We start from the raw sequence: 26388 nt of genomic DNA, 5'->3' as shown, positions 1-26388 counted from the left end.
ACCAGTAACTCATTAATCCCGGCGTCCCATCAGCAGGCTCACATAGTAAAGCAATGTGGCCAGCGAACCGATAGCTGCCACCAAATAAGTACGAGCAGCCCATTTAAGTGCATCGGCAGACATAACATACTCTTTTTCGTTCACGACCCTCGCTTTCTGGATCCAGGCCAATGCCCTGTTGCTTGCGTCGTATTCAACGGGCAATGTGATAAAGCTGAACAAAGTCGTTACGGCAAACAATGCAACGCCGATGGTCAGAGGAATTGCAGTGGTTTGAATTAAAAGTACGCCAATGAGAATGATCCATTGCATATACTTCGACGCTATGCTCAGGAACGGGACCATTTGCGAACGCAACTGCAGCCAGCTGTAAGCGGTAGCGTGTTGCACGGCGTGCCCGCATTCGTGGGACGCCACTGCCGCAGCGGCTACGCTACGTCCATAATATACATCGGGGCTCAGGTTGACTGTCTTATCCTGCGGATTGTAGTGGTCGGTAAGACGGCCTTCCACGGACACCACTCTTACGTCGTAAATGCCGCTTTCCCTGAGCATCGTTTCAGCGATTTCCTTACCGCTCATGCCGTTGCTCAATCCCACTTGTGAATATTCTTCAAACTTGCTCTTCAAACGCCATTGCACGTAAAAGCTGACGCCCATTACGAGAATCAGAATTAAGTAACCTCCCATAGTTATTGCTATTTATATCCTTGTTTTATTTTCTCGATCAGTGCGGTGGTTGAATAGCCTTGTACCAAAGCAATCGTTTTTACCTCACCTCCTCTACCCAAAACAAAATCCGCGCCAGCAATGTTCGCAACCGTATAATCGTCGCCTTTGACCAAAATGTCAGGCTTTACGGCCTCGATCAACTGACTAGGCGTCGGTTCGTCGAACAAAATGACAGCATCAATGAAGGACAAGGCTGCCATTAGCCTGGCTCTTGCATATTCGTTGACGACCGGTCTCAACGGCCCTTTCAGGCGGCTTACCGACGCATCGGTATTCAGTCCGAGCACCATTCTGTCGCCCAATGCGCGCGCTTTTTCCAGATAATCGATGTGGCCCAGGTGTACAATATCGAAACATCCGTTGGTGAAAACAACTTTTTGTCCGGCACGTTGCCATGCTTCAACGGTCGGAATGGCTTCTTCTAGTCTCAGGATTTTGCTTTCTGTCAAATTCATCGTAAAAGACAATATGGATTTAAGAAATGGAATAACGTAACATACTCCATTTCCATTTTTCAGGACTATTAAAGTTACAATTAGTTTGCCGCGGACACACTTTCGGGCTCTTCGACTTTGTTTTTGTTCACGATCAGTACATACAGAAATGCCAATGCGCCGATTGCGAGCATGAACAGCATTTGTGCACCGTGGATGAAAGTCGCTAATGTGATTCCGTCGTTCTGCGAAAGTCCGTAAAGAACCATCACATTACCCACAAGCAGGTGGTATGCGCCGATCCCACCCTGCGTCGGCGCCGTCATGCCGATCGCACCGACCACGAGCAGTGTCAAACCGGCCAGCGGGCCAAGGTCGGAGGTTTCGGGAATACAGAAGAAAAGCACGTAGGAAACCAGGTAGTACAATACCCAGATCAGAATGGTGCTGAAAATGAAAAGACCGGGATTGCGCAGCTTGCGTACACTCAGCAGGCCTTCCAGCATGCCTTGCGCGAAGCCGACAACCTTGGCAATGATTGCGTTCTGCTGCAATTTGTTACGCAGTGCGGCATTTTTGAAAATAATCGTGGCGGCAACAGCGATTGCAAGTAACCCTATTATCAGAATGCTCAACAGCATGCCGCTGCCGGAACCACCCCCCTGACTGCCGCCTATTTTACTTTGGAAAAAATCAGTGAAAAATGTGCTAAGGCGATCGAATTCCAGTATGAAGTTCAGTCCTATCATTAGTACAAGGATGATGACATCAAAAATACGTTCCGCTACAACCGTACCGAAACTGAGGCTCACCGGAATGCGTTCCAGGCGATAAAGCGTTCCGCAGCGCGTTACTTCGCCCATGCGAGGCACGATGTAGTTGGCGAAATACCCGGTAAGAACCGAGACAGAACTGTTTACGATGCCAGGCTTGTGGTCCAGCGGTTCGATGAGCATTCCCCATCGCCATGCACGCGTAATGTGTGCACACAGGAGGCAAAAGCATGAAAAGGCTATCCATCGCCAGTCGGATTTAGCGAAACGGTCGAGCATTTCGTTCAGGTTGATATCCTTGAACACAAACCAGAGCAGACCGCCTGCCAAGGCAAGCGATATCGTGTAACGGAGTATATTTTTCATGCTATGTTAAATAATGTATAGTGCCGGCGAATGTCCGAAGCCGCTAACCGACCAGATGGTTGTTGTGATCCGGGAAGACAACCATCGGTTTGAAGGTCTTCGCTTCTTCCTGCGTCATGGAACCGTATGCGATGATGATGATGATGTCGCCGATCTGCACCCTGCGTGCCGCGGCACCATTGAGGCAGATCATTCCTGATCCCCGTTCACCCTTGATGACATATGTGATAAAGCGTTCGCCATTGTTATTATTGACAATGTGAACCTGTTCATTTTCGATGAGCCCTGCGGCGTCGATCAGATCTTCGTCGATCGTGATGCTGCCTACATAATTCAATTCTGCCTGAGTCACCTTAACCCGGTGAATCTTCGATTTCATTACTGTGATTTGCATTACCCGGTGGTATTGGTCTAATTGAAATGCATTACCCCTGCAAAGTTACAGGAATAATACCCAGCCATCAAAACATCGTCGCCGGTGGGACGGTTCCCGCACGCGCATGCGGGAGATTTATTTGCATAAGTAGCCTGAAATGCAGCCATTCATCGTATTTACAGTAATATTTGAAATGACCCCATTCATGGGTTTCATAAGAACATTATTATATTTAAGCTGGATTTAATAGTATTCGATCCTTAATAAGAACTTATTCCTTTAATCTATATTAATCTACTTTATTTTTTCATTACCAAAACCGATGAGTACAGAAAACAAACCGAAAGACGTTAACCGCCGGGACTTCCTCCAGAAGACTTCCGCAGCGGCCATTGGAAGTTTCTTCATAGTACCCCGCCATGTGTTGGGGAAAGGTTATAAAGCCCCTAGCGACAAGCTGAACATTGCCGGTGTCGGTGTGGGCGGTAAAGGTTTTTCGGATACAAATAATGCATGGAACAAAGGTACGGAGAACCTTGTCGCGCTTTGCGACGTGGACTGGAGCCAGGCCCAGGTAAAGAAAAACTTCGAACTACATCCTGATGCAAAAAAATACAAGGACTTCCGGAAAATGTTCGACGAAATGGACAAGAGCATTGATGCCGTAACCGTTTCAACGGCCGACCATATGCACGCCATCATCGCCATGGCAGCCATGCAGCGTGGCAAGCACGTGTATGTGCAAAAACCCCTTACCCACGATATTTACGAAGCCCGTATGCTCACCGAAGCCGCGCGCAAATACAAGGTAGTAACGCAAATGGGTAACCAGGGTGCTTCAAACCCTGCGCAGAACCAAATGAAAGAATGGTTTAACAAAGGCCTGATCGGTAACGTCCACGAAGCACACGTTTGGACCAACCGCCCCGTATGGCCACAAGGTATTCCCGTCCCAACCGGCAAGTTTGAAGCGCCTGCGGACATCGACTGGGAGCTTTGGGTTGGTTGCGCCGACTGGGTGGATTACAATCCTGCATGGCACCCGTTCAAATGGCGCGGCTGGTGGAACTTCGGTACCGGCGCATTGGGAGACATGGGCTGTCACCTGATCGACCCTGCGTTCCGCACACTCGGCCTGGGCTATCCAACCGAACTCGAATGCTCGGTAGGGCAGGTATTTATTAAAGACTGGACTGCTGAGTACATTCCCGAGGGGTGCCCTCCTTCGTCGCGTGTTCAGCTTAAGTTCCCGGCAAACAAGGTGAACAAATCGGAGGTAACGCTCACGTGGCACGATGGTGGTCTTCGTCCGTTCCATCCGGACCTGATCCCTGCCAATGAGCCGCTTGGTGAGCCTGATAGCAGCAACGGTGTACTTCTGATTGGTGAGAAGGGTGTTATGACCTGCGGAACTTATGGTATCTCTCCCAAAGTATATTTGAAAGACGGTACAAAATTGGAATATAAACAAGGTGACTTCGGTAACAAGTACACGACGATGCCTGAGTTTGGTCACCATGTGTCCTGGACTGACGCTTGCAAGGCCGGGTTCAATAGTAAAGAACACAAAGCCCTCACGTCGTCGTTCGACTACGCAGGCCCGTTGACCGAAACAGTGATCATGGGTAATCTGGGTATCCGCAGCTATAACCTCCGCACTGCGAAAGCCGACGGTAAGGGATTTGATTATCCTGGCCGCAAAAAGTTGCTGTGGGATGGTAAAAACATGAAAATTACCAACTTTGAAGAGGCAAATCAGTTTGTACAGCGGAAGTATCGCGGCGACTGGAAGTTGTCATAAGCAACAAACAACAAAGGCTCCGAAAGGAGCCTTTGTTGTTTTAGAATATAACATTATCAATTAGTCTCACTGGTCCGAGAAAAGCGGCAACGCAAATAGCGTTGGTGCCGTGCGGTCCGGCTTGCTCCACAGGCAGCAATGTTTTGAGATCAATTATTTCGAGATAATCCAGTGTGAATTCTTTAATCGTATGGAATGCGTCTTTGGCGTATGAACTCACCTCACTCACCGGCCGGCCGGAATTTAATTTAACACGTGCGTCGTCCAGTATCCGGTAAATGTGGGGCGCAATGCTGCGCTCTGTATCGCTGAGCCTCCTGTTACGGGAAGACATCGCCAGGCCATCGTTTTCGCGTATCGTAGGGCAGATGATCAGTTCCAGGCCGAACGCCAGGTCCACCACCATCCTTTGTACGATCGAAACCTGCTGCAGATCCTTTTGCCCAAAATACGCCTTGTCGGGTTTCACGATATTGAAGAGCTTGGAAACGATAATTCCGACACCGTTGAAGTGGCCGGGTCGAGACGCGCCTTCCATGACGCTTTCCAGCACACCGAAATTGATTTTCAGGACAGGTTGCTCGGGGTACATTTCTTCTGCCGACGGTGCAAGTACAGCCGTGCAGCCTGCATTTTCGAGCATGGCGTAATCGGCCTCGAGTGTCCTGGGATATTTAGCGAGATCCTCCGGATTGTTGAACTGGGTGGGATTCACGAATATGCTGCAAACGACGACATCATTGTCTTTTTTTGCCGCTTCGATTAGGGAAATATGACCTTCATGAAGGGCTCCCATGGTGGGTACCAGGCCGACTGTTTTCTGCTGTACAACTTGCTGATCGAGAAACTGGCGGAGGTTTTTTATCGAAGTGAATACTTCCATGGAAATTCTGAAATCTGAGGGAGTAACCCGGGCGTTACCATTGCTTTTGAATAATGGCGCAATGTGTTGTGCCGGGTAGGGAAACATCAGGAAAGGGAAATCCCAAACTGGGCGCAATATGACAATTAGTTTGGAATATCTTTTGAAATTGCGATTTTTTTTGTATAATTTTGCAAAACTTTTTTTCACAAACTGCTAAAAGATCTATGGAGAAACTACGAATTTTGTATGTAGCCAGTGAAATCAATCCTTTCCTCCAGACTACTGATGTTGCCGATTATGTTAGAAAGCTTCCTCAGGCAATGCAGGAAAGAGGGGCAGAAATCAGGATTCTGGTTCCGCGTTTCGGTTTGATCAACGAGCGCAAAAACAGGCTTCATGAAGTAGTTCGACTGTCAGGAATCAACATTACCGTAGGAGATGAAGAAAAGCCACTAATCATCAAGGTTGCTTCCATTCCGAATGCGAAGTTACAGGTCTACTTTATAGATAATGATGATTACTTCCACCGTAAGTCTGTGTTTTTCGATAAAGAGAATAACTTCTTTGATGACAACGACGAGCGCGCGATCTTCTTTTGCAAAGGTGTTTTGGAAACAGTTAAAAAACTGGGATGGGCTCCCGATGTGGTGCACTGTAACGACTGGATGACGGCTCTGATTCCATTGTACCTTAAAACTACTTACCGTAACGATCCGATGTTCAAGGACACGAAAAGTGTCTTCACCGTGCATAACAATGCTTTCGATTTCAAATTCGACGCTGATTTGCAGAATAAGGCAAAGGCGATGGACGTGAGCGATGAAGCGCTGGCCCATTTGCATTCAGCCGATTTTGAAGGATTTGTCAAAATCGGATGTGCCTATGCGGATGCGGTTCTGAAAGCGGAAGAGCATTGCAGTGAGAGTCTCAACGAAATTTTCAACAATGCACCGAAACGCGTTCAGCTGGACGAGCAGGATGAGAATTTCTCAGAGTCGTACTACAATCTGTATACAGATCTGATGAACTAACAGATAAATTCACAGAACAAAAAAGCCGGCGATTTCATTATCGCCGGCTTTTTTGTGTTTCAGGATAATGTTTTGTGTGTTCGAGCACTATTGATAAATTGGATATTTTTTAGTATTTAATTGAAGATTAGCTTGTTAACGACCCCTCTTTGCTATTTATTTGCCCCTGTCATTTACATACACCAAAATTAAAATATTTTAAGAATATGTGCGGAATTGTGGCTTATGTAGGAAACAGAGAGGCATATCCTTTGATTTTGAAAGGACTGAAACGTCTGGAATATCGCGGTTATGACAGCTCCGGAATCGCGCTGCTTGAAAATGGAAAATTGAATATTTACAAGAAAAAGGGAAAGGTGTCCGATCTCGAATCCGAACTGAACGGAAAACAGCTTCCCGCGACGATCGGGATCGGGCATACCCGCTGGGCGACCCATGGCGAACCCAATGATGTAAATGCCCACCCACATTATTCCAATAACCGCAGATTATCTATCATTCATAACGGTATCATAGAGAACTATGCCTCGATCAAGCAAAATCTGATCAAAAAGGGTCATGTGTTCCTGAGCGATACCGACACCGAAGTGCTGATCCACTTTATTGAGGATATTCAGCAGGAAACCGGCGATTCGCTGGAATCGGCTGTAAAGCTTGCGCTGAAAGAGGTGGTGGGAGCTTACGCGATCGTGGTGATGTCAATTGATCATCCCGGTCAACTTATTGCCGCCCGCAAAGGCAGCCCGCTGGTGATCGGCATTGGAGAGGACGAGTATTTCTTCGCCTCAGATGCCACGCCCATCGTGGAATATACCAAGGATGTGGTTTATCTTGATGATTATGAAGTGGCGGTGATCAGCGAAGGCAGGCTGAGCATTCAGAACCTCGATAGCCAGGAGACCATTCCTTATATTCAGAAACTGGAAATGGAACTCGAAACCATCGAAAAAGGCGGGTATGACCATTTCATGATTAAGGAAATTTTTGAACAACCCCGCTCGATTGCTGACAGTATGCGCGGACGCCTGCGTGCCGATGACGCTCATCTGCAACTGGGGGGATTGAATGACTATCTCGACAAACTCGCCCAAACGGACCGTTTGGTGCTCATCGGCTGCGGAACTTCATGGCATGCCGGTTTGGTAGCGGAGTACCTGTTCGAAGAACTGGCGCGGATCAACGTGGAGGTTGAATACGCTTCTGAATTCCGTTATCGTAACCCGGTCATTAAAGAAAACGACATCGTAATAGCCATTTCACAGTCCGGGGAAACAGCGGATACCCTGGCGGCCATCGAACTGGCTAAATCCAAAGGGGCGACGATTTTTGGAGTCTGCAACGTGGTAGGGTCGTCGATCGCCCGTGCCACGCATGCAGGCGCCTATACACACGCAGGGCCGGAAATAGGTGTAGCCAGTACCAAGGCATTTACTGCCCAGGTCACTGTGCTCACCCTGATGGCGATTGCAGTAGCCAAACGGAAAGGTACTATTTCCGAAGAAACTTACCGTCAGCTGCTGATAGAGCTCGAAACGATTCCCGCCAAGGTGGAAAAAGTGTTTAATAATGCGTCTAAAATCAAGGAGATCGCCTTCATTTTTACCTACGCCCGTAATTTTATCTATCTGGGGCGGGGGCTGAACTTCCCGGTAGCCCTGGAAGGCGCATTGAAACTCAAAGAGATTTCCTATATCCATGCCGAAGGTTATCCCGCGGCCGAAATGAAGCACGGCCCCATCGCCTTGATCGATGAGGATATGCCGGTAGTTTTTCTGGCCACGAAAGACAGTTCTTATGAAAAGATCGTGTCCAATATTCAGGAAGTAAAGGCGCGTAAGGGGCGGGTTATTGCAATCGTTACCGAAGGAGATACGCTTATTCCGGGCATGGTCGATTTTGTGATCGAAGTGCCCAATACTCACGAAATTCTGACACCACTGGTTTCGGTGATCCCCCTGCAGTTGCTTTCTTACTATATCGCAGTGATGCGGGGCAGGAATGTAGACCAGCCGAGAAATCTTGCCAAATCTGTAACCGTTGAGTAATGCAGAGGAGGATGCCGGAGAGCGAGACTATCACCGATAGTTTCGCTTTTTTGTTTCCGCAGCCCGGTGATAAAATTAATGTAGCGACGTTTTCGTTAGTTTTGCGCAAGTTTGCCAACGGGACATTACAGTATGTACAAATTCTTTTTTTCTTCTTTTGGGGTGGTTACCCTGCTGTTTTTCACAGGATGTGTTACAAAGCAGGAGCAAACTTATATCCCCAAACCCAAAGGCTACAACCGCATCGACCTGCCACCTCACCGGTATCAGCAGCTGAATGAAAAGCATCCCTATACGTTCGAATTCTCCAAGTATGCCATTGTGGAGCCCGATACTTTCCGTCTCGCCGAAAAGGATTGGATCTTTATCAGTTATCCACAATTCAAAGCCAATATCCAGCTTACCTACAAGCCGCTGAGGAATGACGCCGCCCTGCTCAAGGCATTCATTAATGACAGTTACAAACTGGCTAGCAAACACCAGATCAGGGCCTCTTCTATTCAGGAACAACGGGTTTTGAGTAAATCTGGCCGCACCGCTATATTGTTCAGGATAGAAGGGGATGTGCCCAGTCCTTATCAATTTTACACGACGGACAGCACCGGGCATTTTCTGAGAGGTGCTATTTATTTCCCCACGGCTACCAAAAATGACTCATTGGCGCCTGTAATCGACTATTTGCAGCAAGATATGGTACAGCTTCTCAATACTTTAGAGTGGAGATAAATTGACGGATGTTGTTGCGGTGCAATCAGGAAGGGCGTATCTTTGAAGTTCTCACCTCAACAACTCATCAGACATGCCTAAAAAGCAACCCAAAAACCAGCTTCTTCTTGACTTTTCAGTTCGTGGGAATCGCATTGTCCTGCATTTGGGACAAGTAGAAAGCCAGCGGATCGCGGATGAGCTTTTTGAAGGATTGGTGAATGGAGACTGGATGATTGAACCGGCGGGAGAGGTGGCCGACATTTCCTATGCACAGGATATCGTTCATCAGATCGGGCACAAGCTTCCCTACCCGGAAGGAATAAAAATCGCGCAACTGCATAATGTAGACCCGCATTTCAAAGGTTTTTCAGCCATCTATCATCAAAAAGGCTGGGTTTTCGTCAATGCGGCTTCCGAAATCAACGAACGCAACTATCACATTCACCTGCTAACCGTTTCGCTCGGGTTGCATACTATTTATGCCAGTACCACCTCGTTGGCCAATCGGTCGGAGCAGCTGATTTTCGAAGCATTGCTGCCTTTTGATGAGGTGGAGAGTTTTTTCCGCACGGACATCTCAAAAATCCCGGGTTTTTTAGCTTCGGATATCGCCAACTTTTTTAAGGTGCCATTCCCGATGGTGCTGAAAAGGGCGCTGCAGTTGAGGATCATCTCGGATGATCAGTACCGCAGTTTTATGACGGTCAACCCCGTGGCAGCTTCCAAGCCGAGGGAGCTATTCCTGTCCAAGGAAGGGAGCATCGACGACCTGGAAGCACAGCTTTTTTCGGGCGAATAATCTTAACTTTTTCTGACGTTCATATTGCTTAGATCGGGCAGCGGGCTCACGGATGTCCATCCGCCGTCGACGATCAGGCTTTGTCCAGTAATGTGCCCCGAATGCGGGGAGAGCAGGAATAACGCTGCATTGGCAATGTCCTCGCAAATGGCCGGTCTACCCATCGGTGTAATGGCCGACCAGGTTTTTGGATAAGTAGGGTCCTCAGCCAAAGTCCGTTCGGTCAATGTGGCGCCAGGGGCAACTGTATTGATCGTAATTCCATGCGGAGATAGTTCCAGCACCAAATTTTTGGCGAGCATTTCCAGCCCGGCTTTCGTCATTGCGTAGGCTCCCAGGAACTGGTGCGCCTGATGGCCTACAACGGACGACATCAGCAAAATCCGGCCACCTGATTTCTGTTTTCGCATTTGCCTTGCCGCCGCCTGAGTCAGGAGGAATGAACCCATCAGGTTTACTTCCAGCACTTTTCGAAGGCTTTCGGCAGGATATTCGAAGAAGTCCCCGAAAAGTGTGATACCTGCGTTGGCGACGGTCAATGTGAGCTTTCCAAAACACTTTACGGCCTCGTCCACCATGGCGTCGATGACCTCCGGTTGTGAGGCATCGCCTCCGAAAGCAACGCATTCACCTTCCTTGTTCCGAATTTTTTTGGCGGCCTCGGCAGCGAGTGCTTTATCGGCATCGTTAAGAATGACACCCGCTCCCTGGCAGGCCAGCTGTTTGGCAATTTCGAATCCGATACCTTGCCCGGCCCCGGTAACAATAGCTACCTGGTTATCAAATAATTGACTACTCATTTCCATGCTTTTTTGAAGGTTGGCACGTTCCTTCCGGTAGTACCTGCACCTTTTTAATGCGAATCCCTTGTTACCTTATCTCCGGATCCACCTCTCAGGAAGTCGAGGTCGGCACCCTCATGCGCCTGGGTCACGTGGTTGATATGCAGGTTTACATAACCCCGGTTATAGCCCAAATCCAGCGGTTTCCAAAGCTGGCGTCGTCGTGAAAGCTCTTCGTCCGATACTTCGAGCAGCAGGCTGCGATTCTCAACGTCCAGCTCGATGAAGTCTCCATCCTGCACCAACGCCAGATTGCCTCCGACCGCAGCTTCGGGGGACACATGCAAAACAACCGTTCCAAATCCGGTACCGCTCATGCGTCCGTCAGAAATGCGGACCATGTCGACCACACCCTGAGCAAGCAGTTTCTTAGGCAGCGACATATTTCCTACCTCGGGCATACCCGGATAGCCTTTGGGACCCACATTTTTCAATACCAGGATGCTGTTTTCATCCACATCCAGGTTAGGATCATCGAGGCGGGCCTTGTAGTCGTCTATATCTTCGAAAACGACTGCCTTGCCCCGGTGCTGCATTAATTCAGGTTTGAGGGATGCAGAAGGTTTGATAACCGCTCCATTCTCGCACAGGTTACCACGGACGACGGCCAGTCCGGTCAGGTCTTTCACAGGCTCGTCCATCGTACCGATTACTTCCGGGTCAAAGCACTCCGCATTGGCACAGTTGTCGGCCATGGTTTTGCCATTGGCGGTAATTACGCTTTGGTGCAGGATGTTACTGAGTTCCTTAATTACCACCGGTAGTCCGCCGGCATAGTAGAAATCTTCCATAAAATACCCGCCGGAAGGTTGCAGATTGAGCAGTAGCGGTACTTTTTTACAGAGGTCATTGAAATCGTCCAGGCTCAGATCTACCCCGATACGACCTGCAATTGCCAGCAAATGGATCACAAAATTGGTAGAACCACCGATGGCAGCATTAATCATGATCGCATTCTCGAAGGCTTCGCGCGTCAGGATCTGAGAGAGACGAAGATCCTCTTTTACCATTTCCACAATGCGGCGGCCCGACAAATGCGCGAGTACCTTGCGGCGTGAGTCGGCAGCAGGAATAGCTGCATTCTCAGGGAGTGTCAGGCCCAGCGATTCGACCATGCATGCCATGGTGGAAGCGGTGCCCATGACCGCGCAATGGCCGTCGCTGCGACACATGCAGGCTTCCGCTGTGGTGAGTTCTTCCTGAGAAATCTCCCCTTTGCGGTGCATTTCGCTGAAACGCCACACATCACTCGTTCCAATGGTTCGCCCGCGGTAACGGCCCGTGAGCATGGGACCACCGGAAACTACAATGGTAGGGATGTTCACGCTGGCTGCGCCCATTACAAGGGAGGGGGTAGTCTTATCGCAACCGCAGAGCAGCACGACTCCGTCTATCGGGTTGGCACGAATCGACTCTTCGACATCCATGCTCGCCAGGTTGCGGTAAAGCATCGCGGTGGGTTTGATAAGCGTTTCACCCAGCGACATCACGGGGAATTCGAGCGGGAACCCACCTGCTTCCCACACGCCACGTTTGACGGACTCAGCCAATTCGCGGAAATGCCCGTTGCAGGGTGTGAGTTCTGAAAAAGTATTACAAATGCCGATTACCGGCCGTCCTTCAAACTCGTCAGCAGGGTACCCCTGGTTTTTCATCCAGGCCCTGTAAATGAATCCGTCTTTTCCCGACTTACCAAACCATCCTCTGCTGCGCAACTTATTTTCTTCCATTATTCACCATAGTTTATATCTGATCAGAAAAGGAGGCAGGCAGTAAAATATAATTCCGGACTTCCTTTAAAATAAAAATTGTATATTCGGCTAACACGCGCCCAGAATTCTCCATGCTTTTTTTTAGAAACTATAAACTGCTGCTTCTCTTACTTTTACAATTGATAGTGACGTCATTAACTGCGCAGGTGTCCCCCGATAATTTCATTGAAAAGTTATTAAAGAAACACCCGGAACGGTTTTCGGAAATCCTCAAAAATCCTGAAAAGTACCGTATTCAGATTCTCTATACGAAGATTGACAGGAATAAAAACAATGTCCCGCATTTTACTACGCATGGATACCGGCTGAATAGCAGTGAGTATTTTTATCCGGCGAGTACGGTTAAGTTGCCGGCAGTGGCACTGGCTTTTGAGAAACTGAACAAACTGGGCATTGGTAAGCATACCCCCATGTTTACGGATGCCGTGAGGCCGGAGCAAACAGCTGTTACGGCGGATACCAGCTCGGAGAATGGTTTGCCCTCGGTAGCACATTATGCCAGGAAGATTTTACTCGCCAGTGATAATGACGCATTCAACCGGCTTTACGAATTCATCGGCCAGCAGGAGTTCAATGACAGCCTGCACCGGAAGGGTTTTAAAGAAAGCCGTATCCTGCACAGGCTGGAATCGCCTATCGGGCCGGAGAATAACCGGTATACTAATCCCATCCGTTTTGAACAGGACGGGAAGATTATTTTTGAGCAACCGGCAAAATATTGCGAAAAGGAATACAATGCGCCCGGGACAATAATGCTGGGAAAGGGATATATGAAGGGGAATGAGCTTGTAAACGAACCTTTTGATTTCACTAAAAAGAACTTTTTCCCGCTGGAAGAACAGCATCGCCTGTTGAAAACCCTGTTTTTCCCGGATCAGGTACCCGCCTCGCAGCGATTCAACCTTACAGAGGAGGATTACCGGTTTATGTATCAGTACATGTCGCAGTTCCCGGTGGAAACCAGTTATCCCGCGAGCTACACAGACGATTACTATGATGGTTTCGTGAAGTTCCTGCTTTTTGGAGCAACAAAAACCCGGCTACCGCGTCATATCAGGCTATTCAATAAATGCGGGGATGCGTATGGCTTTCTGCTGGATAATGCCTATATCGCGGATTTCGAGAAGGGGATTGAATTTATGCTGACCGCCGTAATCTACTGCAATGAAGATGGTATCCTGAATGACAGCAAATATGATTACGAGACGATAGGCTTTCCATTCATGGCCAATCTGGGTAAGACGATCTTTGAATATGAATTGAGCCGTAAGCGTGTTAACAGACCTGATCTAAGCCGTTTCGAAGTAGAGTACGATAAATGATCAGCGGGTTTTCCACTTCATCCGCGGAGCGATCTGGCAGATGTACAGATTGATCAGATGGCCGATAATCAGCAAGCCTGAACCTGCATACCCCAGCCACGAGAATGCGACGTGCTTGTTTTCGAAAATCAGCGAAACAGAAAACAGTATCAATGCACTCCACAGCAGCAGGCGGATAGGTAATGACCGGTGCTCACGTGTAGCGTAGTACACGGCAACTCCATTGACAATGATGAAAAGGTAGTCCAGAGAAAGCAGGCCAACGTGCGTGTGGTGGTGCGTGGCTATCGTAGAGCCAAACGCCAATGCGGGAACCAGCAGGCAGTGTATAATGCACAACACAGAACCCAGGATTCCAATGTAGTCGGCCTTGCCATGTGAGTGTACTGCTTTCATTTCTAGATACAATAATGTTGCAAAAATAAGCGCATTTGGTTTGACTTGCAACAGGGTTGCAGAATATTTTTCATGTATCAACGGCCGGGCGGCGAAAGTGTAACGCGAAAGCTTGGAATTTGAACGGGTTAGAACTTAACTTTGGCAGGAAAGGTTTTAGGAGGGAGGAATTTATCAAACTGTTGGAAACAATGGACCAGTTAAGAGATACGCTGAAAGTACACCACCTGCGCACAACGACTTGTCGGGAAGACGTGCTTTCAACATTTATCAACCGAAAGAACGCATTATCGCACGGTGACCTGGAAGGGGCGTTGGGAGAGAATTATGATCGTGTAACGATATACAGGACTTTAAAAACTTTCCTCGAAAAGGGCATTATACACAAAGTACTGGACGATGAGGGGCTCCGATATGCATTGTGCTCCCACAATTGTTCAGAGGAAAAACACCATCACGATCACATTCATTTTAAGTGTAGTTCGTGCGGTGAAACCAATTGTCTTGAAAACCTGCACATTCCTGCGGTACAACTGCCGGAGGGCTATCATCCGGAAAACTTCAATCTGCTGATACAGGGCGTCTGCCCGAAATGCAATTGATTGTCAGCCTGAGCGGAGTCAAAGGCCTTCGCGCAAGATGCCTTCGACTCCGCTCAGGCTGACAATATATTCTAATTTTACTTCACTTTCAATGCAAAATCAAGGTTGACATCGTCGCTGCCGGGTGTTGGCGTGCCGTTTTTCGCGCCGGGCTGGTGGCGAAGCTGCACTTTTAGTTTGCCATCACCTGCGGCCCCGGTAACCGCAGTGCCGGTCAGACCGATGGGATAGTTATTTTTGTCTTTATCTCCATAGGTGTAAGTCAGCAACGTAGCAGGTGTGGGGGTATAAACGAACAAATGCTCGTACGATTCCTCTTCTACTTCTTTAGTGATATCGTCCACAGGTGACTTGCTCTCATCGAGCAGTTCGATAGCCAGGTTGTAAGTCGTATTCGGCTTCAAAGAAATGGTATCGAACTTCGTTGGTGCATTTCCTCCGTCCCCATCCGCATCTTTGTAAGAAAAGGTGCTCACGCTGGAAGTTCCCTGTTCGGTAAATTTCAGGGTTACCGATGTGATCAGCTCATTTTCATCGTCCGGTTCTACATCGTCGCCAGAGTCTTTGCATTGCGCAAAGGAAAGTACTATTCCAGCCAGTAACATCCAGGTCAACTTACGGTTCATTTTCATACGTAGTAGTTTATGTATTGGGTACTTAAAATTGCTTTCTCAGGCTCCAAACTTCCATTTCAGGCGCAGGGATGCATTCCGGCCCATGTCGTCGGTGTAATACCGGAAACGGTTCAGATAATCGCGGTACACGGTGTTGAACACGTTCTGCACGTTAATACCGATTTCGAGTTGCTGCTTTTCGGCAACCCGGATCGTGGCTCCTGCTTGGAGGTTCCAAAGCGAATAAGCTTTGGGTGGTGGCAGGTAGTCGCTATTGGGCGGTACACGTTTTTGTTCTGCCACAAGCAGGTTTCCGATCGAAACAAATCCGTCGCGCCATTTGGTACCGTCGCTTAGCTGATATTTCAATTGGTTATCCAGTCTGTTCGGTGGGATCATTACGAGGTAACCATCGTTCCGTTGATCGTATACCCTCAGGTAACTGAGTTTGCTTGAAACAGTCGTACGCTTGACAAATTCCCAGCTTCCGGAAACGTCGATACCTTTGAAAGAAGCGTCCGTCTGGGTGTATTTGAAATAAGGAAAAGCTCCACGAACCGTCAGTATGGGTTCCGGTTGTGGTTTGAGATATATAAAATCAAAAATGTAATTGTAATAGCCGCCTATCTCCAGGCCCCATTTCGGGGCCGCATATTTGACACTGGCAATGGAATTGAGCGCCTTTTCGGGTTGCAAAGTTGCGTCGCCTTTCTCGTATGCGGCTGCGCCGTGGTGTACGCCGTCGCTGAACAACTCGCTCACGTTAGGTGCTCGCCAGGCGGTACCCACGTTAAGACGAGTGGAAAGGCGCTCCGAAAAGTTGCGGGTTGCGCCGGCAGTTCCAGAAAAATTGGAGAAATCGAAGTGATCTGCGAGCTTTTCGCGGTTCACGATCCGGTAGGTTTTCAATGTCCGGTAATCGTAGCGTAGTCCTGCTTCCAGCTCCCACTTGCTTGTCACATACCGCTCAATCCAGAAGATCCCGATATTGAACTGATTGAAGTTAGGGATCAGCGGACGGCCGCTCATGAGGTTATATTGGTATAAAGTACTTACGCCAAGCTGCCCGGCAATTTTGCCGGCAATAGGTTTGTGGTCCCAGACCACATCGTTTGTTAATGAAGTGAGTTTGAATGTCAGTTCGGGATGGTTGAGTGCCGCTATGGAATCGTTGCGTGGTCGGTGCAGGTCGAATTCGTTGCGGTTATTGTATTGGCGCGCAATGGTCCACTGGAACCGGTTTCCATCCTTGAAATGGTAATGCGCTTCGGCTTTTAAGAGATCGTGGGTAGCATTCTGGTTGGGGCGGTTAATGGCGTAGCTGAAACCCGATTTGATAAGTGGTTCCCCATTTTTAATCACATTCAGCAAGTCGGTGACGCTGCCGATGTGGGAACCTGAAAATATGCCGATTTTGGTGTCAAAGCGACTGTAAAATACGTCAATCCCAAAACCTTTACTCCTATAACCTGTAGCCAGCGAGAAATTGTTTTCGCTAATGCCGGTATTGTCGAGGAAATAATTAGGTGTACGGATATTACCACCGCGCTTGATCGTCCCCTGTGCCCGCCAGCCAAAGCCTTTGAAACTTTTGACGCCTCCCTGGACAGTACCGGAAAGGACACCTTGCCTTCCATTGGTGAATCCGACAGCATTCAGTTCACCGCTCATTGGCTTGTCGACAGGCAGTTCTTCGGGTTCCACCAGAATGACCCCGCCTATCGCATCGGACCCGTACCGGACTCCCGCTGCTCCTTTCACAACCGAAAGGCGGGTGGCGATAAACGGATCTATTTCCGGGGCATGTTCGGAGCCCCATTGCTGGCCTTCCTGCCGCACGCCGTTGTTCATGATCAATACGCGATTGCTGTGCAAGCCGTGAATGACGGGCTTGGCGATGGAAGAGCCGGTTTGCAAGGTGGTTACACCGGTTATGCCTTTGAGGCTTTCGCCCAGGTTTTGCCCACGCGTTTTATCGAGATCCGTTCCTGAAATGGTGGTCAGCGGCTGGGAAGAAGGCGCATCCGTACGGTGGGCTGTGATCTCCACATCTTTCAAATGGACCTCCTGTTCGAGGAGGTTGAAATTCTCTTCATGGCCTTCTGTAAGGTCTATTTTCTGCTGAAATGCGTTGTATCCGATAATACGGCATTCCAATGTATAGTTTCCGGGGCAGAGGTTGCGTAGTTCATACCGACCATTCCCATCCGTAAATACACCGTTGTTCTGTCCTACAACTAAAATTGTGGCGCCTACGATAGGCTGTCCGGTATGCTGATCTTTGACAACCCCTTTGATGAAGCATTCGCAAGCCGTTTTTTGAGCAAAACTGACTATTGAAAATAACCACAACAGTACACTGAGAAAGATGGATTTTGCGAGGGACATTGCTTGGCTGCCAGAAAGTGGGCTATGATCTTTTTGTTACAACGTTGCAAAAATACGATCATTGCAACTGTGTTGCAATTAAAATACAGAAGTATTTTCCTCTTTTTTCCAGGGATTAGGGTCTGGAATGTAAATTTGTGCTCCATTTATGCCGCTTTAAACCATTGTCTGAACTGCTTTTAACAAAGATTCTTCTCATGCCACCGCTGATCGCCGGCGTGACGCTGGCCGTTCGTAAGTGGGGTGAGGGTCTGGGAGGCTGGATTGGCGGATTTCCTTGGGTAGCAGGCCCCATTTCATTTTTCATTGCGTTGGAACACGGCGCCGCATTCGCTGCGTCGACCATTACTTCGGCTTTACTGGGCTCAGTCGGGACCATACTGTTTGCATTGGTATATGCAAAGTTATCTTCGCGCATGGCGTGGCTACCCACCGTCCTGATCAGCTATGGTGTTTTTTTCGTGATTGCGCTGATGTCGCTTGGACGTGATATTTCGATGCCCGCTGCTGTGGGTCTGAATCTGTTGGTCTTGACCTTAGTTCTTTATTTTTTTCCAAAACCGAAATCTAAAGCGGAGGTCAAAAGACAACCTGCTTTTGATATTCCGTTACGCATGCTGGTGGCTACCTTTTTTGTAGTATTGCTGACGCAGGCGGCCGATTATCTCGGGCCAACCTGGAGTGGAATATTGACGCCCTTTCCGATCATGACGTCGACGCTCGCGGTTTTCACGCATTCTCAGCAGGGCTCTGATGCTGCAACCAGGATCTTATATGGATTACTACTGGCAGGCTACGGATTTGTAGCGTTTCTGGTGGGCGTGGCCTGGCTAGTTCCCCAAATACCCATAGGCATAGCCTACGGAATTCTGACGATTGGCACTATGGCTGTCAACGGGATCACCATCAGGCTGATCCGCTAGTATCACCCGCGAACCAGCCTGACGCCCGGTCTTAAACTCTTTCCAGTTTTACGGGATAAGTTTTCTTCGCATTCCACTGGCAGACGTAGATGTTGTGGTCGTTATCCACACAGACGTCATGGCAATGCATGAAAATGGGTTTTTCCTGCAACATCAGCTGTAGTTCGCCATTCTTGTATTCCGGTTTGGTGCCCCCCGGATTGGAGATCACTTTATTAGCTTTGTCGAGGATCGTGACAAAACCCGAATTGGGGGTCTGATTCAGGTAACGCAACCTCGACCAGCAAACACCGGCGTATAATGTATCGTCTTTGAAAACGGGGCGACAGACAAATGCACCGGGAAGGAATAATGTGCTAAGGTATTTCCCGTCCAGCGTGAACCTCTTGAAAGCATTGTGCGCCCGTGAAGTGACAAGTAAGGTCGGGTTGGACTTGTCGCGATAATCGATTGCGACACCGTGAGCGGTCGAGAACTGGCCGTCGGCATCACCGGAGCCGCCAAATTTGTCAATAAACTCTCCTTTTGGTGTATATCTCAAAATCCATTGCGAACCATACCCATCGGCGATATAAATGGTACCGTCCGGCCCGATGGCAGTTTCGGTGGGTTTGAATGCGTCGCTCTCTTTGTAAGCGCCTACTTTCGAGGGATGCTCGATCGTCAGCAGGATTTTTCCTTTAAGGTCGGTCTTGAATACTTTCCCGATGTTAGGATCGCTGATGAAAAGAAACTCCTCGCCGTTGGCATTCCAGAGTGTTAGCCCGTGCCCCCCGGGGAATTCGTGCCCCCAGCTTTCCAGCAGCTTACCCGACCGGTCGTAGACCAGAATATTGTTCTTCACTTCATCACCTACCATGATCAGTCTGCCCTTGCTATCCTGGACCATTTCGTGACAGTTGTTGACCGGGAACTGCGAGGAGTCGAGGTTCCCCCAGCCCTGATGAACCTTGTAGCGATGAGATCCATGCCCAATGATTTCTCCATCGGCCCTGGGTTTGGCATGCAGGATGTAAAATGGCTTGAATGTAAGGGCGGCCGCAGTTACAGCGGTTATTTTCGCGAACTGACGGCGGGAATGTGTATCGGACATAACGAGTCTTTTATTGGGAAAAGACAGCACGCCTTCTTTCTTACTATTGCCTTGGAATGGATTTGACTAGCTGGCCGAATAGCGTTTTCCGTAGCGGTTAAGCCAGTCAAGCAGCCGGTTTACGTCCTGCATCCGGAAAAGCTCACTACCTGAATTCATGGTAGCGGCGGTTCCGCAGGCAACACCCATCCTGACGGCCTCACGGTAGGATTTGCCCTGCGACAAAGTCCAAACGATACCTGCCAACATGCTATCTCCGGCGCCCACGGTACTTTTGGGCTGTACTGGAGGGGCGGGAATGTGCTCTACCTGGTCTTCGGTTACGAGCATGGCTCCCATCGCGCCCATTGAAACGATGACGATCTCGCATTGCCCGCGGATGATCAGTGCCCTGGCAGCATCATCCACCTCGTCCATTTCAAGTTTATCGACTCCTACGAGTTCGCTTAGCTCCATAATGTTGGGTTTCAAAAGATATACACCGGCCTCTGTGGAATAGCGGAGTGCGTCGCCGGAAGTATCTGCAATGAACCGCGCGCCCTGGGAATGGGCTATTTTGGCAATCTGTCCATAAAAATCAGAAGGTACTCCGGGCGGAAGGCTTCCGCTGGCGATGATATAGGAGGGTTTCGGATCCAGTTCCTCCATGGTTTCCAGAATGGCGCGTACCTCGGTAGGCATCATTTCTGTCCCCGGCATCCCGAAACGGTACTGAAAGCCGGTACTGGTTTCCAGGACGTGAAAATTTTCGCGCGTCCATTGCTTGGTTTCGATTACCATCGTCTCGACTCCCTCGCTTTTGACGAGTTTGTGCAACCGCTGTCCGGTCGGGCCGCCTACCGTGAAGATCGCAATCGGATTTCCGCCAAGGCGGTGAATGGCCTTCGCCACGTTGATCCCACCTCCTCCGGCTTCAAAATTGGGAGTTTCGCATCGCAACTTGTTATCAGGCACGATACGGGATACGTTGGAGCTTTTATCAAGAGCAGGATTTATTGTAAGCGTTACAATGGGTCCGGTTGCCATAGGAGTTCGGTTGTCTGGGTTAAAATCAACAGTTTTGAAACAACTGATTGACTATTTTACGCGAATAAAAGAAAAAAAGCGATTCTCCCTGCGTTTATAGCAATTTGTTCACAGCGCAGACGTTTCCCGTGCCTACTGATACTGTTCTTCCATCACCTTCCGGCCACCGTCGATCACGAGCACCTGGCCATTCGTAAACCTTCCATAATCCGACATCAGATACACCGCTGCACCATCCAGGTCAGCAGGCATGGCCGCTTCTGCCGAAATTACATTAACCCGGATATGATGGGCCGCATAAGACGCCGCTATGGATTTTGAAAATCCTATCGCGGCAGCTTGTGCAGTGGAATGTGTATGGTTTGGGAGAGAGGCGTCTGTCTGAATGTTTTCGGGGCTAAGGTTTAGAATAGTTCCCCCTTTATTCATACCCATGAAAGCCCTCACAGCTGCCTGGTTGGAGAGCATGAGAGATGTGAGGTGAGCATCCAGGGCCTTTCGCCAGCTTTCCAACGTTAGATGATGCAGTGGTCCGTCCAGTACTGGTTCGCCACTTTCTTCGGACACGTGATAAATCGCGTCAAAGCTCCCAAATTCCCGGATACAAAGCTGAATGGCGTCCAATGCGGTCTGAGGATGAGTCGCATCACCTTGTTTGGCTCTTGAGTTGCTGCCCAGGTTAAGTTCTGCCATGAGGCAGTTTTCAGGGTGACGTCCGACCACGACAACATTTGCGCCATGTCTGACAAACGCCTGTGCTGCAGACAGTCCCGGGCCGGTTGTGCCGCCGATGACAACGATCGATTTATTTGTTAGCCAGTTTTCCATCAGTTCCTATTGAATTTTAATGTAAAAATAGGACTATTGCCATGAAAAATGAAGCGCCCTGGATCTTTGAGAGAAACAGGGCGCTTCGGGAAAACCTAATGAGATGACTGCTAGGCCACTGAGCGAAGTAATGCCATAGAAGATTTTTCAAATTTATCTTTGGCATAGTCGAGCGACAACGTGAACTCTTTTACATCTTTTTGTGAAGGGAGGTCGAACATGGCGTCCGTCATGATGGATTCGCAGATCGACCGCAGGCCCCGGGCTCCGAGTTTGTAGATCATGGCCTGATCTACGATATAGTCCAGCACTGCCTCTTCAAAATGTAGTTTAATGCCTTCCATCGCAAAGAGCTTGCCATATTGTTTCACCAATGCGTTTTTGGGCTCCGTCAGAATGCGGCGTAAAGTTTCGCGGTCTAATGGGTTCAAATGCGTCAGGACCGGCAAACGGCCGATTAATTCAGGGATCAACCCGAAAGATTTGAGATCCATCGCGGTGACGTAACGCATCAGGTTACCCTTGTCGAAAATCTCGATAATGCGGCTGTCTCCGGAGAATCCGATTGGGCGCGTATTGATCCGCTTTCCGATGTGTCTTTCAATTCCGTCGAATGCACCACCGCATATGAAAAGAATATTCTCGGTATTCAGCGAAATCATTTTCTGATCGGGATGCTTGCGTCCGCCTTGCGGCGGCACGTTGACAATCGATCCTTCGAGCAGTTTCAGCAATGCCTGCTGAACGCCTTCACCACTCACGTCGCGGGTAATGGACGGGTTGTCTGATTTACGAGCGATCTTGTCGATCTCATCGATATATACGATACCCCGTTCGGCAGCCTCGACATTGTAATCGGCAGCCTGTAACAGACGTGTCAGGATCGTCTCGACGTCTTCGCCCACGTAACCAGCCTCGGTGACCACCGTGGCATCTGCCACACAGAAGGGAACCTGAAGAATACGGGCAATGGATTTGGCCAGGTAGGTTTTACCGGTACCGGTTTCGCCCACCATGATAATATTTGATTTCTCGATCACAACATCATCCTCGGTACTAACCTGGTTGAGACGTTTGTAGTGATTATACACTGCCACGGCCAGAGAACGCTTTGCTTCGTCCTGGCCGATCACATATTGTTCAAGAAAATGCTTGATTTCAGAGGGGGGGATGGATTTTAGTTTCGGAAGCTTTGATTTCTTCTCTTTCTTATCCTCTTTCGGCCCCAGCTCTTCAGTGACTACCTGATGCCCCTGGGCAATGCAGTGGTTACAGATATGAGCGTCGATTCCCGAAAGCAGCAAATCTACTTCGCTTTTCTTACGTCCGCAGAACGAACAACTTACTTGTGCCATTGATTCGGTTTAAACAGTTTGGTGGATGTTTCCGACCCTGACTTGATGCAGAAGCCGAACTAAACAAACCTGGTAAGTCAATTTAACAAGAAGACAACATTTAATGTTCAAGTCCCCTGTTCATTTGAAAATCAGCGGTTATTATTCTGCAAATTTCCGGTTTTTTGACCGGGTTACCAAATCAACCGACGGCCATATACTAAAAATGCCCTGACAACATAGCTGTCAGGGCATTTCGTCCGAAAAGGATTTTGGGTTACTTGTCGCGGGTCAAAACCTCGTCGATCAGGCCGTATTCCTTTGCTTCAGTGGCTTTTAGCCATTTATCGCGATCCGAGTCCAAGCCGATTTGCTCAGCAGTCTGGCCCGTATGGTTTGCCAGGATTTCGTACAGCTCGTGACGGAGCTTCACGATCTCACGGGTCGTGATCTCGATGTCGACAGATGTACCCTGGGCACCTCCCGAAGGCTGGTGGATCATCACACGTGCATGCGGAAGGGCTGAACGCTTGCCGGCTGCTCCGCCTGCGAGCAACACTGCACCCATGGATGCCGCGAGGCTGGTACATACAGTGGCAACGTCGGGACGTACATATTGCATGGTATCGTAAATTCCCAAACCTGCATACACCGATCCGCCCGGGCTGTTGATATACATGAGGATGTCCTTTTTAGGATCCGCCGATTCAAGGAAGAGGAGCTGGGCTACAATAATGTTGGCGATATTGTCGTCCACACCGGTACCCATAAATATAATACGATCTGCCATCAGACGAGAAAAAACGTCAACTTCACGGAAGTTCATCGGACGTTCCTCGATCACCGAACGGGTCATGTTTTCAACAGTGTGGTTCATGTAACCGTCCACGGTCAGACCATTCACGCCCAGGTGGTGAACGGCATATTTTCTAAATTCATTTCCGTAATTCATCGAAAAATTTAAATTTTAATTTATCAATAGTTAAAGGGCAACTGGCTTCGAGAACAAAAAGCAATATAGGTTAGTTTCTAGCTATATCGCCCATGGTTTTCGGGTTGCATGGCACAAATTTGATTATTTCACCGAATAATCCTTGTCAATTTCGGCGATAAATTATCGAAAAATGCGACATCCAGCGATGCCGTCAAGTGATTACATTGCAGCATAAAAACGTTATACCCACGCATTATAACCGGACATTATGAACGTGACATCCAATTTATCAGAAAAAATCAGACAGATTCGCCTGCAAAAAGGGCTGTCTCAGGAAAATATGGCAGATATGCTGGGCTTGTCCACGACAGCCTACGGTGATATCGAACGCGGACGGACCGAGCTTTCGGTTTCGAGGCTCGAAAATGTAGCGAAGTTGCTCGACGTACCGCTGCCCGAATTGCTGGGCATTGACGTATCCATGTCGGAAACAGAATGGCTTCGTCAGGAGAACACCCGACTGCTGGCTGAGAACCGACGCTTGCAAAATGAGTTGGATCAATGGCGTCTGAAATTCAAGCAATGGTTCGGCGACGGCATTATCCGGCAAATAGGAGAGGAGCGCGAGCGGATCGGCTTTAAATAAAAAAACACCGCCCGGATGAACCGGGACGGTGAAAAAAAATGCTTTTTATGATTCCTGAAAATCAGGCTTCGGCTTCCACTTCGCCTTTCGCCAGTTTCTCAAATTCGCCTACTTCGATGGTTTGCTCGTCGGTGCTCACCTGGCCGCGGATCGTTTCCAGAACCTTGTTGTCAAACACCTGGTTGAACACGCTCGTATAGTTGTCACGTTCTTTGTCGGCCAGATAACCTTGTGCTACGCGGTCGATGGTCTCTTTCATCGCTTCGTCGTCGCCGTAGATACCAAATTGTCCTTTTACCATTTCACGGGTGAAGGCCAGGATTTCAGGATATTCTACTTTAACACTCTCTTTGTCAGCGATTTTATTTTTAATCAGGCTCAGTTTCAGTGATTTTTGAAAATCGCCGAACTGCTCATCGATCTGCTCGCGGGTGAATTTGCCTTCATTGGTACGTTCGAGCCAGTTTTTCAGAAACTCTTCCGGCAATTCGATTGCAATACCGTCGAGTAATGCATTCTCGATATCCCTGCGAAGCAGCGCTTCTGTTTCACGCTCGTAGTTGCCTTTGATGATTTCGAGTACTTTTTCGTTGAATTGCTCTTCGCTTTCAACTTGTCCGGCTCCCAATACCTTATCGAAGAACTCCTGGGTTAATTGTGCAGGTGCTGAACGTGTAATGTCTTCAACAGTCAACGTATATTCTCCGGAAAGTTCAGAAACGTCTTCTTTCTTTTTACCGGTAACGTGGGCGATTGCCGATTCATCGTTAAATGTATTCTGAATGTCGAAAGTGACGACATCACCTTTCTTCACGCCGATAAATTTAGCCACTTCTCCTTCCTTTACCTGTTTGGTAGGAATGGCAGTGCGGGTAGTGAATTCAGTAGATTCCTGTTTCAGTTCTCCGAAGATCATATCGTCGGCCTCGCTTACTTCCGGGTGGATGCTGTCAGCGAAGCGCTCGCGCAGGCTGTCGACCGTTTTGGTCAGTTCGTTCTCATCTACATTGATGGTGTAACGCTTGATCGCGGGGAGTTCCGACAGGTTTACATCGAAATCGGTCGCAACGCCCAGGTCGTAGCTGAACTCGAACTGAGCAGGATTGTCCCAGTTTACTTCCGCTGCTTTTTCACGGTCCGGAACAGGATCACCTACCACCTGCAATTTATTCTCCCGGATGTAAGTGCTTACCGCATTACTCAGGATATTGTTGACTTCATCAACCAGAATGCTTTTACCATACATGCGCTGAATCACATGGGATGGTACTTTGCCAGGACGAAATCCTTTCAGATTCACGCGTTTAGAGTAATCCTTTATCGTCTTATCTACCTTGGGCTGATAATCATCCTTGGTCAACGTTACTTTCAGAGAGGCTAATGTCGGCGAACTCTTTTCTAACAAAACTTCCATGTGTCGCTAAGCTATTGGTAAATACCTTTTACATTGAACTGAAAAAAATAAAAATGCCCTCAAAACGAAGTCCTGAGGGCATTTGACGGGTTTCAATACTACGGAGCAGCTCATCATCCCAAACAAACAGGAATCTGACGCCCCGTCATTCCCTTGTATTCTGTACGGGCGGAGGGAATCGAACCCCCACGCCTTGCGGCACTAGATCCTAAGTCTAGCACGTCTACCAGTTCCGCCACGCCCGCTCACTTATCCCCGTTTTCGACCCGATTGTCGAATTGGGAGTGCAAAGGTATCCTTAATTTTTAAAAACATCCAAACTTT

At 48.7% G+C, this 26388-nt stretch carries 25 protein-coding genes and 1 tRNA gene; 9 read left to right on the top strand and 17 right to left on the bottom strand.

Annotation, left to right across the window (positions count from 1 at the left end; all coding sequences use genetic code 11):
* Positions 1-12: 12 nt before the first annotated feature.
* The 4 genes from BP71_RS13265 to panD form a co-directional block, all read right to left on the bottom strand.
* Positions 13-690: a zinc metallopeptidase gene (locus BP71_RS13265; RefSeq protein WP_496379899.1), complete on the bottom strand. Its 678-nt coding sequence runs from the start codon at positions 688-690 to the stop codon at positions 13-15.
* Positions 691-698: 8 nt separating this feature from the next.
* Positions 699-1187, bottom strand: coding sequence for a D-glycero-beta-D-manno-heptose 1-phosphate adenylyltransferase (gene rfaE2 / locus BP71_RS13260; protein ID WP_496379897.1), 489 nt, complete (start codon positions 1185-1187; stop codon positions 699-701).
* A gap of 80 nt (positions 1188-1267) precedes the next feature.
* On the bottom strand, positions 1268-2305 hold the full coding sequence (locus BP71_RS13255; RefSeq protein WP_496379895.1) for a lysylphosphatidylglycerol synthase transmembrane domain-containing protein: 1038 nt from the start codon (positions 2303-2305) through the stop codon (positions 1268-1270).
* Positions 2306-2348: 43 nt separating this feature from the next.
* Positions 2349-2699, bottom strand: a complete 351-nt coding sequence (gene panD, locus BP71_RS13250) for an aspartate 1-decarboxylase (protein ID WP_295926994.1) — start codon at positions 2697-2699, stop codon at positions 2349-2351.
* A 304-nt stretch (positions 2700-3003) separates the two neighbouring features.
* Between panD and BP71_RS13245 the strand changes: the two genes are divergently transcribed.
* Complete coding sequence (locus tag BP71_RS13245) at positions 3004-4482, top strand: Gfo/Idh/MocA family protein (protein WP_496379892.1); 1479 nt, start codon at positions 3004-3006, stop codon at positions 4480-4482.
* 40 nt (positions 4483-4522) lie between these two features.
* On the opposite strand, the gene panC is transcribed toward BP71_RS13245, so the two are convergent.
* On the bottom strand, positions 4523-5365 hold the full coding sequence (gene panC / locus BP71_RS13240) for a pantoate--beta-alanine ligase (protein ID WP_496380593.1): 843 nt from the start codon (positions 5363-5365) through the stop codon (positions 4523-4525).
* Between the two features lie 206 nt (positions 5366-5571).
* Between panC and BP71_RS13235 the strand changes: the two genes are divergently transcribed.
* From BP71_RS13235 to BP71_RS13220, 4 genes are all read left to right on the top strand, one after another.
* Positions 5572-6378 carry a glycogen/starch synthase gene (locus BP71_RS13235; RefSeq protein ID WP_496379890.1) on the top strand — a complete coding sequence of 269 codons (807 nt, stop codon included), beginning with the start codon at positions 5572-5574 and terminating at the stop codon, positions 6376-6378.
* Between the two features lie 206 nt (positions 6379-6584).
* Positions 6585-8423 (top strand): glutamine--fructose-6-phosphate transaminase (isomerizing), encoded by a 1839-nt coding sequence (gene glmS / locus BP71_RS13230; protein WP_496379888.1) that lies wholly within the window; start codon positions 6585-6587, stop codon positions 8421-8423.
* Between the two features lie 132 nt (positions 8424-8555).
* Positions 8556-9149 carry a gliding motility lipoprotein GldD gene (gene gldD / locus BP71_RS13225; protein ID WP_496379886.1) on the top strand — a complete coding sequence of 198 codons (594 nt, stop codon included), beginning with the start codon at positions 8556-8558 and terminating at the stop codon, positions 9147-9149.
* Between the two features lie 73 nt (positions 9150-9222).
* Positions 9223-9930 (top strand): hypothetical protein, encoded by a 708-nt coding sequence (locus BP71_RS13220; protein WP_496379884.1) that lies wholly within the window; start codon positions 9223-9225, stop codon positions 9928-9930.
* Between the two features lie 2 nt (positions 9931-9932).
* Here BP71_RS13220 and BP71_RS13215 read toward each other — a convergent pair whose 3' ends face one another.
* A complete protein-coding gene (locus BP71_RS13215; RefSeq protein WP_496379882.1) occupies positions 9933-10730 on the bottom strand; it encodes an SDR family NAD(P)-dependent oxidoreductase in 798 nt (265 codons plus the stop codon).
* 53 nt (positions 10731-10783) lie between these two features.
* Positions 10784-12502 (bottom strand): IlvD/Edd family dehydratase, encoded by a 1719-nt coding sequence (locus tag BP71_RS13210; protein WP_496379880.1) that lies wholly within the window; start codon positions 12500-12502, stop codon positions 10784-10786.
* 167 nt (positions 12503-12669) lie between these two features.
* Between BP71_RS13210 and BP71_RS13205 the strand changes: the two genes are divergently transcribed.
* Complete coding sequence (locus tag BP71_RS13205; RefSeq protein ID WP_496379878.1) at positions 12670-13866, top strand: serine hydrolase; 1197 nt, start codon at positions 12670-12672, stop codon at positions 13864-13866.
* Here the strand turns inward: BP71_RS13205 and BP71_RS13200 are convergent, their stop codons facing one another.
* Positions 13867-14262 (bottom strand): MerC domain-containing protein, encoded by a 396-nt coding sequence (locus tag BP71_RS13200; protein ID WP_496379876.1) that lies wholly within the window; start codon positions 14260-14262, stop codon positions 13867-13869.
* A gap of 191 nt (positions 14263-14453) precedes the next feature.
* On the opposite strand from BP71_RS13200, the gene BP71_RS13195 reads away from it, so the two are divergent.
* Positions 14454-14864 carry a Fur family transcriptional regulator gene (locus tag BP71_RS13195; RefSeq protein WP_295926964.1) on the top strand — a complete coding sequence of 137 codons (411 nt, stop codon included), beginning with the start codon at positions 14454-14456 and terminating at the stop codon, positions 14862-14864.
* A 77-nt stretch (positions 14865-14941) separates the two neighbouring features.
* Here the strand turns inward: BP71_RS13195 and BP71_RS13190 are convergent, their stop codons facing one another.
* A complete protein-coding gene (locus tag BP71_RS13190) occupies positions 14942-15496 on the bottom strand; it encodes a hypothetical protein (RefSeq protein ID WP_496379874.1) in 555 nt (184 codons plus the stop codon).
* 39 nt (positions 15497-15535) lie between these two features.
* Positions 15536-17866 carry a TonB-dependent receptor gene (locus BP71_RS13185; protein WP_496379872.1) on the bottom strand — a complete coding sequence of 777 codons (2331 nt, stop codon included), beginning with the start codon at positions 17864-17866 and terminating at the stop codon, positions 15536-15538.
* Positions 17867-18063: 197 nt separating this feature from the next.
* On the opposite strand from BP71_RS13185, the gene BP71_RS13180 reads away from it, so the two are divergent.
* On the top strand, positions 18064-18789 hold the full coding sequence (locus BP71_RS13180) for a hypothetical protein (RefSeq protein WP_496379870.1): 726 nt from the start codon (positions 18064-18066) through the stop codon (positions 18787-18789).
* A gap of 31 nt (positions 18790-18820) precedes the next feature.
* Here the strand turns inward: BP71_RS13180 and BP71_RS13175 are convergent, their stop codons facing one another.
* The 5 genes from BP71_RS13175 to BP71_RS13155 all read right to left on the bottom strand — a co-directional run bounded on the left by BP71_RS13175 (position 18821) and on the right by BP71_RS13155 (position 24022).
* Positions 18821-19882 (bottom strand): NHL repeat-containing protein, encoded by a 1062-nt coding sequence (locus tag BP71_RS13175; protein ID WP_496379868.1) that lies wholly within the window; start codon positions 19880-19882, stop codon positions 18821-18823.
* A gap of 66 nt (positions 19883-19948) precedes the next feature.
* Positions 19949-20908 (bottom strand): 1-phosphofructokinase family hexose kinase, encoded by a 960-nt coding sequence (locus tag BP71_RS13170; protein ID WP_496379866.1) that lies wholly within the window; start codon positions 20906-20908, stop codon positions 19949-19951.
* Between the two features lie 132 nt (positions 20909-21040).
* Positions 21041-21736 carry an SDR family NAD(P)-dependent oxidoreductase gene (locus tag BP71_RS13165; RefSeq protein ID WP_496379864.1) on the bottom strand — a complete coding sequence of 232 codons (696 nt, stop codon included), beginning with the start codon at positions 21734-21736 and terminating at the stop codon, positions 21041-21043.
* Between the two features lie 110 nt (positions 21737-21846).
* The gene (gene clpX / locus BP71_RS13160) at positions 21847-23091 is read right to left on the bottom strand and encodes an ATP-dependent Clp protease ATP-binding subunit ClpX (protein ID WP_496379862.1); all 1245 of its coding nucleotides are present in this window, start codon (positions 23089-23091) and stop codon (positions 21847-21849) included.
* A 256-nt stretch (positions 23092-23347) separates the two neighbouring features.
* The gene (locus tag BP71_RS13155) at positions 23348-24022 is read right to left on the bottom strand and encodes a ClpP family protease (RefSeq protein WP_496379860.1); all 675 of its coding nucleotides are present in this window, start codon (positions 24020-24022) and stop codon (positions 23348-23350) included.
* Positions 24023-24272: 250 nt separating this feature from the next.
* Between BP71_RS13155 and BP71_RS13150 the strand changes: the two genes are divergently transcribed.
* Positions 24273-24650 carry a helix-turn-helix domain-containing protein gene (locus tag BP71_RS13150; RefSeq protein WP_496379858.1) on the top strand — a complete coding sequence of 126 codons (378 nt, stop codon included), beginning with the start codon at positions 24273-24275 and terminating at the stop codon, positions 24648-24650.
* A gap of 61 nt (positions 24651-24711) precedes the next feature.
* Here the strand turns inward: BP71_RS13150 and tig are convergent, their stop codons facing one another.
* Entirely contained in the window at positions 24712-26064 is a 1353-nt protein-coding gene (gene tig, locus BP71_RS13145; protein WP_496379856.1) for a trigger factor, read from the bottom strand.
* Positions 26065-26227: 163 nt separating this feature from the next.
* Positions 26228-26309, bottom strand: a tRNA-Leu gene (locus BP71_RS13140).
* Positions 26310-26388: the final 79 nt, after the last annotated feature.

This window comes from Dyadobacter ginsengisoli DSM 21015 (assembly GCF_059568735.1).
Note: the sequence above shows the minus strand (reverse complement) of the source record. Positions and strands in the feature narration are given on the sequence as shown.